This is a genomic window from Streptomyces europaeiscabiei, from assembly GCF_001550375.1.
Lineage (GTDB): Bacteria > Actinomycetota > Actinomycetes > Streptomycetales > Streptomycetaceae > Streptomyces > Streptomyces europaeiscabiei.
Window position 1 is genome coordinate 1 of the sequence record NZ_LRTR01000431.1, and the last position, 15,368, is coordinate 15,368.

The 15,368-nt window shown below is 71.3% G+C and carries 11 protein-coding genes; 5 read left to right on the plus strand and 6 right to left on the minus strand.

All coding sequences use genetic code 11. The annotated features are described in order from the left end of the window. The 3 genes from AWZ10_RS20750 to AWZ10_RS20760 all read right to left on the minus strand — a co-directional run. Nucleotides 1-1,220, minus strand: a 1,220-nt coding sequence (locus tag AWZ10_RS20750; RefSeq protein WP_425264502.1) for an ADP-ribosylglycohydrolase family protein, incomplete at its 3' end; no start/stop codon positions are given. A gap of 163 nt (nucleotides 1,221-1,383) precedes the next feature. Beyond that, a complete protein-coding gene (locus tag AWZ10_RS20755) occupies nucleotides 1,384-1,605 on the minus strand; it encodes a hypothetical protein (RefSeq protein ID WP_060891780.1) in 222 nt (73 codons plus the stop codon). A gap of 16 nt (nucleotides 1,606-1,621) precedes the next feature. Next, nucleotides 1,622-2,725, minus strand: a complete 1,104-nt coding sequence (locus AWZ10_RS20760) for an ADP-ribosylglycohydrolase family protein (protein WP_060891781.1) — start codon at nucleotides 2,723-2,725, stop codon at nucleotides 1,622-1,624. 284 nt (nucleotides 2,726-3,009) lie between these two features. Here AWZ10_RS20760 and AWZ10_RS20765 point away from each other — a divergent pair, with 284 nt between their 5' ends. From AWZ10_RS20765 to AWZ10_RS20775, 3 genes are all read left to right on the plus strand, one after another. After that, a complete protein-coding gene (locus AWZ10_RS20765; protein WP_046705266.1) occupies nucleotides 3,010-3,738 on the plus strand; it encodes a VIT1/CCC1 transporter family protein in 729 nt (242 codons plus the stop codon). 403 nt (nucleotides 3,739-4,141) lie between these two features. Beyond that, nucleotides 4,142-8,749 carry a glutamate synthase large subunit gene (gltB, locus tag AWZ10_RS20770; protein WP_046705263.1) on the plus strand — a complete coding sequence of 1,536 codons (4,608 nt, stop codon included), beginning with the start codon at nucleotides 4,142-4,144 and terminating at the stop codon, nucleotides 8,747-8,749. Continuing rightward, entirely contained in the window at nucleotides 8,742-10,202 is a 1,461-nt protein-coding gene (locus AWZ10_RS20775) for a glutamate synthase subunit beta (RefSeq protein ID WP_046705262.1), read from the plus strand. The genes gltB and AWZ10_RS20775 overlap by 8 nt, the downstream gene beginning before the upstream one ends. A gap of 177 nt (nucleotides 10,203-10,379) precedes the next feature. Here the strand turns inward: AWZ10_RS20775 and AWZ10_RS20780 are convergent, their stop codons facing one another. Beyond that, a complete protein-coding gene (locus AWZ10_RS20780) occupies nucleotides 10,380-11,309 on the minus strand; it encodes a rhomboid family intramembrane serine protease (RefSeq protein ID WP_060891782.1) in 930 nt (309 codons plus the stop codon). A 154-nt stretch (nucleotides 11,310-11,463) separates the two neighbouring features. Here AWZ10_RS20780 and AWZ10_RS20785 point away from each other — a divergent pair, with 154 nt between their 5' ends. Then, entirely contained in the window at nucleotides 11,464-12,183 is a 720-nt protein-coding gene (locus tag AWZ10_RS20785) for a vWA domain-containing protein (RefSeq protein WP_107417464.1), read from the plus strand. A gap of 115 nt (nucleotides 12,184-12,298) precedes the next feature. On the opposite strand, the gene AWZ10_RS20790 is transcribed toward AWZ10_RS20785, so the two are convergent. Continuing rightward, complete coding sequence (locus AWZ10_RS20790) at nucleotides 12,299-13,276, minus strand: acyl-CoA dehydrogenase family protein (protein ID WP_060891784.1); 978 nt, start codon at nucleotides 13,274-13,276, stop codon at nucleotides 12,299-12,301. A gap of 31 nt (nucleotides 13,277-13,307) precedes the next feature. Then, complete coding sequence (locus AWZ10_RS20795) at nucleotides 13,308-14,447, minus strand: acyl-CoA dehydrogenase family protein (RefSeq protein ID WP_060891785.1); 1,140 nt, start codon at nucleotides 14,445-14,447, stop codon at nucleotides 13,308-13,310. Nucleotides 14,448-14,573: 126 nt separating this feature from the next. Here AWZ10_RS20795 and AWZ10_RS20800 point away from each other — a divergent pair, with 126 nt between their 5' ends. Next, a complete protein-coding gene (locus AWZ10_RS20800; protein WP_046709585.1) occupies nucleotides 14,574-15,362 on the plus strand; it encodes an SDR family oxidoreductase in 789 nt (262 codons plus the stop codon). The last annotated feature ends 6 nt before the right edge of the window (nucleotides 15,363-15,368 follow it).

The window sequence follows — 15,368 nt, forward strand, 5'->3', positions numbered from 1 at the left end:
ACGCGGGAGAGGCAGGCGGCGGCGGGGACGGCCTCGGCGATCCGGCCCTCGGCGGCGGTGGCCAGGGCGAGCGCCACGGGGACGGTCTCGGCGGCGGCGATGCCGTAGCTGTAGACGTGGTCGACGATCTGGTGCTCCAGGAGCGGGACCAGAGCGAATGTTCCTTCTTCTTTGTGGCGGTGGGCGAGGTCCAGGGCGTGGCGGGCGTTGCGGCCGATCTCCGTCTCGGCGGGGAGTTCGGCCAGGGCCGCTGCCGTGCAGTCGTCGACGTTCGCTCCGACGAGCGCCAGCGCGAGCGCGGCGGCCATCGCGCGTGCGCCGTGCACGCCGTCGCCGTCCTGGGTGTAGCGGGCGTCGAACTCGGCGAGGTCGGCGGCGCGTCGGGGGTCGCCGGGGTGGGCCACGGCGAGCACACAGGCGCGTACGCAGGCCGCGTCGTCGAAGTAGTGGGGGTTGTCGTGGCCGGTGGCGGGTGGGCGCAGGCCGGTGGCGAGGTTGCCGAGTCCGGCGCGTACGGAGATACGGGCGCGCAGGGGGAGTACGGCGGACTCGACCTCGGGGGCGCGTTCGGCGGCGGCGGCGATCTCGCTGGCCACGGCGTTCCAGGAGAGGTCGATCGAGGCGCGGGTGCGGCGTTCCAGGCTGAGGTCGCCGAGGGCGGCCGCGTCGCCGGCGCGGAGGAGGGCCTCCGCGGCGAACGCCGCCCATTCCGCGTCGTCGGAGGGGCCGAGGCGGAGCGGCCCGGGGGGTTGGTTGAGGGCGATGGGGACCGGGAGTGTGGTGGTGGCGTTCTGCTCGGCGAAGGTGTCCAGTTCGCGGGTCAGTCGGCGGGTCCACTCCGGCATGCGGGCGGCTCGGTGGCGGGCTGCGGGCCAGCCGGCGGCGTCGCCTGCGGCCAGGCCCAGCAGGAGGCCCTCGACCCGGTGGCCCTCCGGGGGGTGCGTCGTCCGGCCCGCCGCGGCTTCGCCTTCGGCCGGTTTGTTCCCACCCGAACCGCCCGCGCGGCTTTCGTCGTCGGGTGCGGGTGGCCCCGGTGGGGCGTCCTCGCCGTCGGCGACCGCGGGTGCGGGGGTGATCGGCCTCGTCACGACCGTGGGCGCGGTTCCGGACGGCTTCGCCACGACCCCGGGTACGAGGTTGACCGGGTTCGCCGCGGTCGTGAGTTCGGCTTCGATCGGGTTCGCCGCGGTCGTGAGTTCGGCTTCGATCGGGTTCGTCATGTCCGTGAGTCCGGCTTCGATCGGGTTCGCCGTGACCGTGTGCACGGCTTCGACCCGGTTCGCCGTGACAGCGAGGCCGTTCCCGTCGGATGTGTTCGCCACCGTCCACGAGGTGGGCGTGGTGGCGTCGGCCGGTCCGGGTGTCGCCGCACGCGCGGTCTCGTCACACGGTGCCGGTGTCGCCGTGTGCGTTGTCCCGTCGTACGGCCCGGGTGTCGCGGTGTGCGTTGTCCCGTCGTACGGCCCGGGTGTCGCGGTGTGCGTCGTCCCGTCGTACGGCCCGGGTGTCGCGGTGTGCGTCGTCCCGTCGTACGGCCCGGGTGTCGCCGTATGCGAAGCCCCGTCGCCCGGCGTCGACGGCCCGGTGGGTGTGGTTTCGTCCCACGGTGGTGGTGGGGTCATCAGGAGGTCTCCGTCTTGGTGGGTGGGGCCAGGGTGAAGGCGGTCGGAGGTGGGCAGGTCCGCTCCTCGCGGTGGAGGGGCGTTGTGGTGGTGCCCCATTTGCCGCCCTCTCCGGGGACCAGGAGCTCGGCCACGTCGAGGACGTGGTGGCCTGCCATGGAGGGGAGGCAGCTGCCCCTCGCCGGGCCGATGGCGGTGGCCCACTCGGGCGGGATCGAGGACGCGCCCCGGGTCGCGCCGGCCAGGGCGCCGGCGACGGCGGCGGTCGTGTCGGCGTCGCGGCCCATGTTCACCGCCGTCAGCACCGACTCGGTGAAGTCGCCGTCGGCCGCCGCGTAGGCGCCGAAGGCGAGGGCGACGGCTTCGGGGGCGAGGTCGGTCCAGGGGTAGCCGCCGATGACGACGGCGGAACGGACCGCGCGTTCGCCGCGGTGGGCGACGGCCACCGCCCGGCGCAAGGAGCGGGCCGTCCAGGAGTCGTCGGGGACCACGGCGAGGGCGGAGGCGACCACGGCGATCGTGGGGGCGCCCGCCATCGCCGCCGCCACTCCCGCCGCGACCGCCTGGCCGCCGTAGATGCCCTCGCCTTCGTGACTGACCGAGCCGTCGATGGCGACCAGGCGGGCGGCCTCCGCCGGGCGGCCCGCGGCGAAGACGCCGAAGGGCGCCGCGCGCATGGCCAGTCCGTCGCTCCAGGCGTGCCGGTGCTGCGCGGAGATCGGCGCGGCCAGGCCCCGGCGGAGGTTCTCCAGGGTGCCGCGTTCGCTGAAGCCGGCGCCCCGGAACGGGCCCTCGTCCCGATCCGCGATCCACTGGTGCCAGGCCGTCTCCACATGCGTGACGGTGAGCGCCGAGCCGTGCCGGGCCAGCAGCAGCCCGGAGAAGATGGCGTACTCGGTGTCGTCCGTGCCCGAGGGGTGCTCGGCCACGTACCCCGTGATGCGCCCCCAGCGCGCGCGGATCTCGGAGGGTTTCATGTTCTCGGCGGGCGCCCCCAGCGCGTCCCCGACGGCGAGCCCGAGCATGGCGCCCCGCGCCCGCTCGCGGAGGGCGGCGGCGTCCCCGGGCGCCGGGACCGAAGGAATGCAGGCGATGGAAGGCATATGGCGCCTCTCTGGCCCGGTGGGCAGGTCTGGCCCTACGGGCAGTTGATCCGCTCCGAAGATTTCGCGACGTCGAAGATTTCGCTGTGAAGATCTCTGCCACATCGGGTGCCCCGACGGCCCCAGGAACGCCCTCGTATCACCCGGTCGACATCTGTGCAGAGCCGTGTACGAATGAGCGGCAACGGTTTCTCGAACAGCTGCTGCCCTGGTAAGCACGGCCTTCCTTGCTGGCAGAAGCAATTTTCCGAGCGTACGTTCGATGCGAGGAAAGGGGCTTGACCGTGGCGATCATCGACACCGAGGCCGCGCTGCACGAGGCGCATCGCGACAACCACACCCACCGGGACGTGAACGGCGGCTGGCTGCGGCCCGCCGTGTTCGGGGCGATGGACGGACTCGTGTCCAACCTGGCGCTGATGACCGGTGTCGCGGGCGGGTCGGCCGGACGGGAGGCGGTCGTCGTCGCCGGGCTCGCGGGTCTCGCCGCCGGAGCCTTCTCCATGGCCGCCGGCGAATACACCTCCGTGGCCTCGCAGCGAGAACTCGTCGAGGCCGAACTCGACGTCGAGCGGCGGGAGTTGCGCAAGCATCCCAAGGACGAGGAGAAGGAGCTGGCCGCCCTCTACGAGAGCCGTGGGGTCGAGGCGCGGCTCGCCCGGGAGGTCGCGCGGCAGCTGTCGCGCGACCCCGAGCAGGCCCTGGAGATCCACGCCCGCGAGGAACTGGGCATCGATCCCGGCGACCTTCCCTCGCCCGCCGTCGCCGCCGTGTCGAGCTTCGGCTCCTTCGCGCTGGGCGCCCTGCTCCCCGTGCTGCCGTACCTGCTCGGCGCGGGCACGCTGTGGCCCGCCGTGCTGGTGGCGCTCGCCGGGCTCTTCGGGTGCGGGGCGGTGGTGGCCAGGGTGACGGCCAGGAGCTGGTGGTTCAGCGGGCTGCGGCAGCTCGCCCTCGGCGGTGCCGCGGCGGGTGTGACGTACGCCCTGGGCAGCCTGATCGGCGCGGCCGTATGATGGATCGGATGGCTACGTATGCGCGGGACCGCATAAGTAGTCGTTACCGGGCGGTTTCGAATGCTTAACCGCTGGGCATGAGCCGTAAGCGCCGCGGGCAAAGACGCCTGCAAGCACCCTGATGCAGTGGGCGACGCCGCCTTCTGTGCCCCCGGTCGACCGACATTGATCTGTCCGGTCGGCTCCCCCCTGATCACGCAACCGTGCGCGGCACCCCCTCCGCGCCCGTGGCGTCCGCATGTTGGGACGAAGTATCCAGTTCCCGAGAATCGCTCCATCATGTAACCTGCACGAAATTTTGCACTTTGCGCAGAGGGCCAACGTCGTCCCTCGGCAATCGCTCCCCCAGAGCCTTCAGGGCCTGGGAGGTACCCCCAGCCAAATGACGACGACGGGAGAGCCGATGCGTACGCCGCGCCAGCCGTCCCAGCACTCCGCGAATGGCCAGAAGTGGTCCTTCATGGATGCTCGCCCTGCTGCGCAGGGTATGTACGACCCCCGCAACGAGCACGACGCCTGTGGCGTCGGCTTCGTGGCCACCCTCACCGGCGAGGCGAGCCATGCGCTGGTCGAGCAGGCGCTCACGGTTCTTCGCAACCTGGAGCACCGCGGTGCCACCGGCTCCGAGCCCGACTCCGGCGACGGCGCCGGCATTCTTTCGCAGGTTCCCGACGCGTTCTTCCGTGAGGTGGCCGGATTCGAGCTGCCCGCGGCCGGCTCGTACGCCGTGGGTATCGCCTTCCTGCCCGAGGACGGCGCCGACGAGGCCGCGGCCCGTATCGAGGCCATCGCGGCCGAGGAGAGCCTGACCGTCCTCGGCTGGCGCGAGGTGCCCGTCGCCCCCGAGCTGCTCGGCGCCACCGCCCGCTCGACGATGCCCTCCTTCCGTCAGGTCTTCGTCGCCGACGCGGCGGCCGTGCCCGCCACGGGCATCGACCTCGACCGCAAGAGCTTCGTGCTGCGCAAGCGCGCCGAGCGCGAGGTCGACGTCTACTTCCCCTCGCTGTCCGCGCGGACGATCGTCTACAAGGGCATGCTGACCACCGGCCAGCTGGAGCCCTTCTTCCCGGACCTGTCCGACCGCCGCTTCGCCTCCGCGATCGCGCTCGTGCACTCCCGGTTCTCCACGAACACCTTCCCGTCGTGGCCGCTCGCCCACCCCTACCGCTTCGTCGCGCACAACGGCGAGATCAACACGGTCAAGGGCAACCGCAACTGGATGACCGCGCGCGAGTCCCAGCTGGCCTCCGACCTGTTCGGCGGGCAGGAGACGCTGGACCGGATCTTCCCGATCTGTACGCCGGACGCCTCGGACTCCGCTTCGTTCGACGAGGTCCTGGAGCTGCTCCACCTCGGCGGCCGCTCCCTGCCGCACTCCGTGCTGATGATGATCCCGGAGGCGTGGGAGAACCACGACTCCATGGAGTCGGCCCGCCGCGCCTTCTACCAGTTCCACGCCACGATGATGGAGCCCTGGGACGGCCCGGCCTGCGTCACCTTCACCGACGGCAAGCAGGTCGGCGCGGTCCTCGACCGCAACGGTCTGCGTCCCGGCCGCTACTGGGTCACCGACGACGGCCTCGTCGTCCTCGGCTCCGAGGTCGGCGTCCTCGACATCGACCCCGCCAAGGTCGTCCGCAAGGGCCGACTGCAGCCCGGCAGGATGTTCCTCGTCGACACCGTCGAGCACCGCATCATCGAGGACGACGAGATCAAGGCCGGCCTCGCCGCCGAGCAGCCCTACGCCGAGTGGCTGGAGGCCGGGGAGATCGAGCTCTCCGACCTGCCCGAGCGCGAGCACATCGTGCACACCCACGCCTCGGTCACCCGCCGCCAGCAGACCTTCGGCTACACCGAGGAGGAGCTGCGCATCATCCTCGCGCCGATGGCCAAGACCGGTGGCGAGCCGCTCGGTTCGATGGGCACGGACTCGCCGATCGCCGCGCTGTCCGCGCGTCCGCGACTGCTCTTCGACTACTTCACCCAGCTGTTCGCGCAGGTCACCAACCCGCCGCTGGACGCGATCCGTGAAGAGCTGGTCACGAGTCTGCGGTCCTCGCTGGGCCCGCAGGGCAACCTCCTGGAGCCGACCGCCGCGTCGTGCCGGAGCGTCACCCTGCCCTTCCCGGTGATCGACAACGACGAGCTGGCCAAGCTCATCCACATCAACGCCGACGGCGACATGCCCGGCATGAAGGCCGCCACGCTCTCCGGCCTCTACCGGGTCTCCGGCGGCGGTGACGCCCTCGCCGCCCGCATCGAGGAGATCTGCGCCGAGGCCGACGCCGCCATCGACAACGGCGCCCGGCTGATCGTCCTCTCCGACCGCCACTCGGACGCCGAGCACGCGCCGATCCCGTCGCTGCTGCTCACCGCGGCCGTCCACCACCACCTCATCCGTACCAAGGAGCGCACCCACGTGGGCCTCCTGGTCGAGGCCGGCGACGTCCGCGAGGTCCACCACGTCGCCCTGCTCATCGGGTTCGGCGCCGCGGCCGTCAACCCGTACCTGGCGATGGAGACCGTCGAGGACCTCGTCCGCGCCGGAACGTTCCTCTCCGACATCGAGGCCGAGCAGGCCATCCGCAACCTGATCTACGCCCTCGGCAAGGGCGTCCTGAAGGTCATGTCGAAGATGGGCATCTCCACGGTCGCCTCCTACCGCGGCGCCCAGGTCTTCGAGGCCGTCGGTCTCGCGGACGAATTCGTCGAGAAGTACTTCATCGGCACGGCCACCAAGATCGGCGGCGTCGGCATCGACGTCATCGCCAAGGAGGTCGCCGCCCGCCACGCCAAGGCGTACCCGGCCAGCGGCATCGCCCCGGCCCACCGCGCCCTGGACATAGGCGGCGAGTACCAGTGGCGCCGCGAGGGCGAGCCGCACCTGTTCGACCCGGAGACGGTCTTCCGCCTCCAGCACTCGACCCGGACGCGCCGCTACGACATCTTCAAGAAGTACACGGACCGCGTGAACGAGCAGTCCGAGCGCCTGATGACGCTGCGCGGCCTGTTCGGCTTCAAGACCGGGGAACGTCAGCCGATCTCCATCGACGAGGTCGAGCCGGCCTCCGAGATCGTCAAGCGGTTCTCGACCGGCGCCATGTCGTACGGCTCGATCTCCCGCGAGGCGCACGAGACCCTCGCCATCGCCATGAACCAGCTGGGCGGCAAGTCCAACACCGGTGAGGGCGGCGAGGACCCGGACCGCCTGTACGACCCGGCGCGCCGTTCGTCGATCAAGCAGGTTGCCTCCGGCCGCTTCGGTGTGACCTCCGAGTACCTGGTCAACGCGGACGACATCCAGATCAAGATGGCCCAGGGCGCCAAGCCCGGTGAGGGCGGTCAGCTGCCCGGTCACAAGGTGTACCCGTGGGTCGCGAAGACGCGTCACTCGACGCCGGGCGTGGGCCTCATCTCCCCGCCGCCGCACCACGACATCTACTCCATCGAGGACCTGGCCCAGCTGATCCACGACCTGAAGAACGCGAACCCGCAGGCGCGGATCCACGTCAAGCTGGTCTCCGAGGTCGGCGTCGGCACGGTCGCCGCGGGTGTCTCCAAGGCGCACGCGGACGTCGTCCTCATCTCCGGCCACGACGGCGGCACGGGCGCCTCGCCGCTCACCTCGCTGAAGCACGCCGGCGGTCCCTGGGAGCTCGGCCTCGCCGAGACCCAGCAGACCCTGCTCCTCAACGGCCTGCGCGACCGCATCGTCGTACAGACCGACGGCCAGCTGAAGACCGGCCGTGACGTGGTCATCGCCGCGCTCCTCGGCGCCGAGGAGTTCGGCTTCGCCACCGCGCCGCTGGTCGTCTCCGGCTGCATCATGATGCGCGTCTGCCACCTGGACACCTGCCCGGTCGGCATCGCCACGCAGAACCCGACGCTCCGCGACCGGTTCTCCGGCAAGGCCGAGTACGTCGTGAACTTCTTCGAGTTCATCGCCGAGGAGGTCCGCGAGATCCTCGCCGAGCTGGGCTTCCGCACCATCGAGGAGGCCGTCGGTCACGCCGAGACCCTCGACGTGGCCCGCGCGGTCGACCACTGGAAGGCGCAGGGCCTGGACCTGGAGCCGCTGTTCCACGTGCCCGAGCTGCCCGAGGGCGCGGTCCGCCACCAGCTGATCGAGCAGGACCACGGCCTGGAGAAGGCGCTCGACAACGAGCTGATCAAGCTCGCCGCCGACGCCCTCGCCGCCTCGGATGCCACCGACGCCCAGCCGGTCCGCGCCCAGATAAAGGTCCGCAACATCAACCGCACGGTCGGCACGATGCTCGGCCACGAGGTGACGAAGAAGTTCGGCGGGGCCGGTCTGCCCGACGACACCATCGACATCACCTTCACGGGCTCGGCGGGCCAGTCCTTCGGTGCCTTCCTGCCGCGCGGTGTCACGCTGCGCCTGGAGGGCGACGCCAACGACTACGTCGGCAAGGGCCTCTCCGGCGGCCGTGTGATCGTCCGCCCCGACCGGGGCGCCGACCACCTCGCCGAGTTCTCGACGATCGCGGGCAACACCATCGCCTACGGTGCGACCGGCGGCGAGCTGTTCCTCCGCGGCCGTACGGGTGAGCGGTTCTGCGTCCGCAACTCCGGCGCGACGGTCGTCTCCGAGGGCGTGGGCGACCACGGCTGCGAGTACATGACCGGCGGCCACGCGGTCGTCCTCGGCGAGACGGGCCGCAACTTCGCGGCCGGCATGTCCGGCGGCATCGCGTACGTCATCGACCTGGACCGCGACAACGTCAACGTCGGCAACGTGGGCGCGATCGAGACCCTCGACGACACCGACAAGCAGTGGCTGCACGACGTGGTGCGCCGTCACGCCGAGGAGACCGGCTCGACGGTCGCCGAGAAGCTGCTCGCCGAGTGGCCCGTCGCCGTGGAGCGCTTCAGTAAGATCATCCCCAGCACGTACAAGGCAGTGCTCGCCGCCAAGGCCGCCGCCGAGCAGGCCGGTCTCTCCGAGACCGAGATCACCGAGAAGATGATGGAGGCGGCGATCAATGGCTGACCCGAAGGGCTTCCTGAACCACGGGCGCGAGGTCGCCAAGTCCCGCCCCGTCGACGTACGCCTGAAGGACTGGAACGAGGTCTACGTCCCGGGTTCGCTGCTTCCGATCATCTCGAAGCAGGCGTCCCGCTGCATGGACTGCGGCATCCCGTTCTGTCACAACGGCTGTCCGCTCGGGAACCTCATCCCCGAGTGGAACGACTACGCCTACCGCGAGGACTGGGCGGCGGCGTCGGAGCGGCTGCACGCGACGAACAACTTCCCGGAGTTCACCGGGCGGCTGTGCCCGGCGCCGTGCGAGTCGGCCTGCGTCCTCGGCATCAACCAGCCGGCCGTCACCATCAAGAACGTCGAGGTCTCCATCATCGACAAGGCGTGGGACAGCGGCGACGTCGCGGCCCAGGCCCCGGAGCGCCTGTCCGGCAAGACGGTCGCCGTCATCGGCTCGGGTCCGGCGGGACTGGCCGCCGCCCAGCAGCTGACGCGGGCCGGCCACACGGTCGCGGTGTACGAGCGCGCGGACCGCATCGGCGGTCTGCTCCGCTACGGCATCCCCGAGTTCAAGATGGAGAAGCGGCACATCAACCGCCGCATCGAGCAGATGCGCGCGGAGGGCACCCGCTTCCGTACGGGCATCGAGATCGGCCGCGACCTCAAGGCGACGGACCTGAAGAAGCGGTACGACGCCGTCGTCATCGCCGCGGGTGCCACCACCGCCCGTGACCTCCCGGTCCCCGGCCGCGAGCTGGCCGGCATCCACCAGGCCATGGAGTACCTGCCGCTGGCCAACAAGGTCCAGGAGGGCGACTTCGTGGCGCCCCCCATCACGGCCGAGGGCAAGCACGTCGTGGTCATCGGCGGCGGCGACACGGGCGCGGACTGCGTGGGCACGGCCCACCGTCAGGGCGCGGCCTCCGTGACGCAGCTGGAGATCATGCCGCAGCCGGGCGAGGACCGTGCCGCGAACCAGCCGTGGCCGACCTTCCCCATGCTCTACAAGGTCACCTCGGCGCACGAGGAGGGCGGCGAGCGGGTCTACTCCGTCTCCACCACCCACTTCGAGGGCGACGAGGACGGCAACGTCCAGTTCCTGCACCTCACCGAGGTCGAGTTCATCGACGGCAGGCTGACCCCGAAGCCGGGCACGGAGCGCAAGATCCCCGCCCAGCTGGTCACGCTGGCGATGGGCTTCACCGGCACCGACCGTGACAACGGCCTGGTGGACCAGTTCGGCCTGGACCTCGACGAGCGCGGCAACATCGCCCGCGACGCCGACTTCCAGACCAACCTGCCGGGCGTGTTCGTGGCCGGTGACGCGGGCCGCGGTCAGTCGCTCATCGTGTGGGCGATCGCCGAGGGCCGCTCGGCGGCCCAGGGCTGCGACCGCTTCCTCACGGGGGCGAGCGAACTGCCGGCGCCGATCCGGCCGACGGACCGCTCGCTGATGGTCTGACGGCCCCACACGAAACGGTGACCTGACGGGTCACCCCACCCACGTCCCGTACAACGGCGTACGGAACACAGACGGCGCCTGCCCGCCAGTCCCCGACCGGACGACTGGGCAGGCGCCGTCGCATGTCCGGTGACCGCCGGGAGCGGAAGGCCCGCTGCCCGGCGCCTCGCCGCTCGCTCAGGCCGTCATCCCCGCGACCCTGGCGAGCGCCAGGACCACCAACAGCGTCAGCACAGCCGCACACGCCCCCGCCTGCACCACGACCCGCCTCCGGTCCCGGGGCGCGTACGCGAACGCGAGGGCGATCAAACCGCCGGTCAGCAGGCCGCCGAGGTGGCCCTGCCACGACGTCACGACCGCCGAGATGACCAGCCACACCAGCAGGCCCGCCATGAAGCGGTTGATGCCCGCCGGGTCGGCGCCCAAGCGGCGGGCCAGGACGTAGTACGCGGTGCAGACGCCGAAGATGGCGCCGGAGGCGCCGACCGTGTTGGTGTCGGGGGCGAGGAGGAGGACGAGGACGGAGCCGCCGAGGGCCGAGAGCAGGTACAGGGCGAGGTAGCGGGCGCGGCCGAGCTGGGACTCGACGATCCTGCCGACGTTCCACAGGGTGACCATGTTCATCACGATGTGCAGGATGCCGAACGTGCCCTCGGTGGGCGGCAGATGGAGGAAGGCGCCGGTGAGGAGGCGGTACCACTCGCCGTCGATCACGCCTTCGAGGTGGAAGTCGTCCGGGTAGGCGCTCTGCCAGACGTAGTGGAGGCCGTCCGGGCCGAGCAGGCCACGGCCCAGCATCGCGAAGTCGTCCACGATCGCCGGGCGGAGTATTTCGGCGACGTAGGCCACGACGTTCAGACCGATCAGGACGTACGTCACCAGCGGGATCGTGGAGATCCGGCCGCCGAAGGCCGTGCGGGCCTGGCGGACCGTTCTCGCGCCCTCCTTCACGCACTCCGGGCACTGGTGGCCCACGGCCGCGTCGCGCATGCAGTCCGGGCAGATGAACCGCTCGCAGCGCGTGCAGCGGACGTACGACTCCACTTTCGGGTGGCGGTAGCAGGTGGTGACGACGGGCTCGGGCGACGACGGGGACTCGGGTTCCACGGCCGGCTCCTTGAGGGTGCGGGGCTGATGACGAGCCGGTGAGGACGGCGGCGAACAAAATAGCGAACGGTTTCGGGCGGGCGGCCGAGGGGGTGGTCGGTGGGGTGCCATAGCCTCGGGTCTCCGCAGAGCTTCGATGCCAGGAGACCGCAGTATGCCCGCGATCAGCCTCAGCAAGGTCGAGGAGACCGCCCCCGCGCTCGTGGACCTCTACAAGGCGGCCGGAGTCTCCCTCGCCAAGCACGGGATCGGCGAAGTGCGGGCCGCCGTCTACCTCGTCGTCGACCACAGCGGCTCCATGAAGCCCTATTACAAGGACGGCAGCGTGCAGGCCCTCGCCGACCGGGTGCTCGGGCTGTCGGCTCATCTCGACGACGACGGACGCGTGCCCGTCGTCTTCTTCTCGACGGACATCGACGCCATCAGCGACATCGCCCTCGCCGACCACCGGGGAAGGATCGAGCGGATCGTGGCCGGGCTCGGACACATGGGGAAGACCAACTACCACCTGGCCATGGACGCCGTCATCGACCACTACGTGGACAGTGGCTCCACGGCCCCCGCTCTCGTGGTCTTCCAGACCGACGGCGGGCCCCTCAACAAGCTCGCCGCGGAGCGGTATGTGTGCAAGGCCGCCAAGCTCCCCCTCTTCTGGCAGTTCATCGGCTTCGGCGACCCCGACAGCAGACAGTTCGACTTCCTGCGCAGGCTCGACGAGTTGGCCGTGCCGGGCAAGCGGGTCGTCGACAACGCCGGGTTCTTCCACGCCGGTTCGGATCCGAGGGCCGTGTCCGACGGGGAGTTGTACGACCGGCTCGTGAGGGAGTTCCCGACGTGGCTGGTGGCGGCGCGGGCCGAGGGCATCGTCGCGTAGGGGGCCGTGACACAGGGGAGCCGAGGGGAGGGGCTTGTTCGTGCCCGGCCCGACCACGCCCTGTTCGGGCCCGGCGAGCGGACCCGCGAACCGACGGTCGAGGAGTACCGGGAGATCACCGGCGGCGACCACCCCTGAGGACCGTGCCGCGGCATTCGGCCGGGCCGCCCCACGCGCTCCGCAGCGCTCGGGCCTTGGTCAGCCAGAGGGACAGGTCGCACTCCGCCGTGTAACCGATCGCGCCGTGCAACTGGAGCGCCGTGCGCGCCGTCGCGTACGCCGCCTCGCACGCCGTCACCTTGGCCGCCGCCACATCCACGGGATCCAGGGTGACCGCCGCCCCGAGGACCAGCGGACGCGCGAACTCCAGGGCCACCTTCGCGTCCGCCAGCCGGTGCTTCACCGCCTGGAACGAACCTATGGGCACGCCGAACTGGGTGCGCTGCCCGACGTACGCCACCGTCCTGTCCAGGAGAGCCAGCCCGACACCGAGGGCCTGGGCGGCCACCGCGAGACGGGCCCAGGTGAGGGCCGGGGCGAGGGAGGGCGGGTTCGTGGCGAGGAGTTCGCCGCCGGGGGAGAGCGGGGTCGGGCGGCGGGCCGGGTCCAGGGAGGGGCGGACCGGGCCGTGGCCGGGGGAGAGACGCAGTTCACCGGTGCCCGAGTCGTACGACAGACGGGTCGTCGCCGCGTCCCCGTCCAGGGCGTACGACCCCGACGGCGGTGCCACCGTGGCCATGGCCTCCCCCGACACCAGCGCCGGGAGCAGGCGCTTGGCCGGGCCCGGGTCCTGCAGACCGGCCAGGAGGACCGCCGCCGTGGCCGTCTCCACGAGCGGGCCCGGCACGGCGTGCCGCCCCAACTCCACGAAGGCGACGGCCAGCTCGACGGGGAGGGGGCCGACCCCCTCGTACGCCTCCGGTGCCGCCAGCGCGAACACGCCGGCTTCTGCGACACGGGACCACAGTGCCCGCCCCGCCCCCAGCTCCCCGCGCCCCCAGGCCCGTACGACGGCCGGTGTGTCGGCGGCCGTCAGCATGGCGTCCAGCGACTCGGCGAACGCCCGCTGCTCGGTGTCGAGGAGGAAGCGCATCAGCGGCGGCCCTTCAGGATGAGGTCACGCATCAGCGGCGGCCCTTCGGCAGGCCGAGGAGGCGCTCGGCGATGATGTCGCGCTGGATCTCGTTGGTGCCGGCGTAGATCGGGCCGGCGAGGGAGAAGACATAACCCTCGGACCAGTCGGTGTCCGTCGACTCACCTTCCTCCCCGAGCAGTTCGAGTGCCGTCTCGTGCAGGGCGATGTCGTACTCGGACCAGAAGACCTTGTTCAGACTGGACTCGGGGCCGACCGGCGTGCCCTCCAGGAAGCGGGAGGCGGCCGCGTAGGTGAAGAGCTGGTAGGCACGGGCACCGATCAGCGCGTCGGCCACGCGGTCGTGTGCGGACGCCGGGCTTCCCTGGGTCTGCCAGAGGTCGAACAGGCGGTCCGCGGAGGCCAGGAAGCGGCCCGGGGGGCGGAGCGTCAGGCCGCGTTCGTTGCCTGCGGTGGACATGGCGATGCGCCAGCCCTGGCCGGGCTCGCCGATGACGTCCTGGTCCGGTACGAACACCTCGTCGAGGAAGAGTTCGGCGAAGGCGGGCTTGCCGTCGAGGCGGCCGATCGGGCGGACCGTCACGCCCGGCGCGCGCAGGTCGAACATCAGATACGTCAGGCCCTGGTGGGGCTTCGGGGTGCCCGGCTCGCTGCGGAACAGGCCGAACGCCCGGTCCGCGAAGGCGGCGCGCGACGACCAGGTCTTCTGGCCGGTCAGCAGCCAACCACCGTCCGTGCGTACGGCCTTGGAGGTGAGCGAGGCGAGGTCGGACCCGGCCTCGGGCTCCGACCAGGCCTGGGCCCACACCACCTCGCCGGAGGCCATCGGGGGCAGCACACGGGCCCGCTGCTCCCGCGTGCCGTGGTCGAAGAGGGTGGGAGCGAGGAGACTGATGCCGTTCTGGCCGACGCGGCCCGGGGCGCCCGCCGCGTAGTACTCCTCCTCGAAGACCAGTCGGCGCAACAGGCCCGCGGCACGGCCGCCGTACTCGGTCGGCCAGTCCACCACCGACCAGCGGTCGGCGGCCAGTTCGGACTCCCAGACGCGGTGGGCGGCGAAGCCCTCCGCCGTCTCCAGGGAGGGGAGCGGCTCGGCCGGGACATGGGTGCGCAGCCATGCGCGGGCCTCGACGCGGAAGGACTCGTCTGCGGGCGAACGGGCGAGGTCCATGGGGCACACCCCTTCTTTGCCTGACAAACGCTTGACCGGTCCGACAGGGCCGGCCGAGCAGGCGTCCGGTCGGCCAGGTGGCGTTCGGTCTTCCCTAACAAGTGTTTGGTAGGTTAGCGTGCCCGCATGACCACCGTCGAGCCTCCGGCGTATCTCCCCGGCCACGGCCTGCTCGCCGGACGCACCGCCGTGATCACCGCGGCGGCCGGCGCGGGCATCGGCGGAGCGACCGCGCGACGCTTCCTGGAGGAGGGCGCCCGCGTGCTGATCAGCGACGCCCACACGCGCAGACTCAAGCAGTACAAGGGCGAGCTGGCCGGCGAGTTCGGAGCGGAGTCCGTCCGAGCGGTGCCGTGCGACGTGACCGACGAGGATCAGGTGCGGGCTCTGTTCGAGGCGGCCGTCCGGCTGCACGGACGGCTCGACATCGTCGTCAACAACGCCGGCCTCGGCGGCACCTCGGACCTCGTCGACATGACCGACGAGCAGTGGTCCAAGGTGCTGGACGTGACACTGAACGGCACGTTCCGCTGCACCCGGGAGGCGCTGAGGCTGATGCGGGAGAGCGGTGGCGGCGTGATCGTCAACAACGCCTCCGTCGTCGGCTGGCGCGCCCAGGCCGGGCAGGCGCACTACGCTGCCGCGAAGGCAGGCGTGATGGCGCTGACCAGGTGCGCGGCCCTTGAGGCGGCCCGGTACGGGGTCCGGGTCAACGCCGTGTCACCGAGCCTCGCCATGCACGCGCACCTCGCGAAGGTCACCACCCCCGAACTGCTGGCCGAACTGACCGCGCGCGAGGCCTTCGGGCGGTACGCCGAACCCTGGGAGGTCGCCAACGTGATCGTGTTCCTCGCGTCCGGCTACTCCTCGTACATGACGGGTGAGATCGTCTCCGTCAGCAACCAGCACCCGTAAGGACAA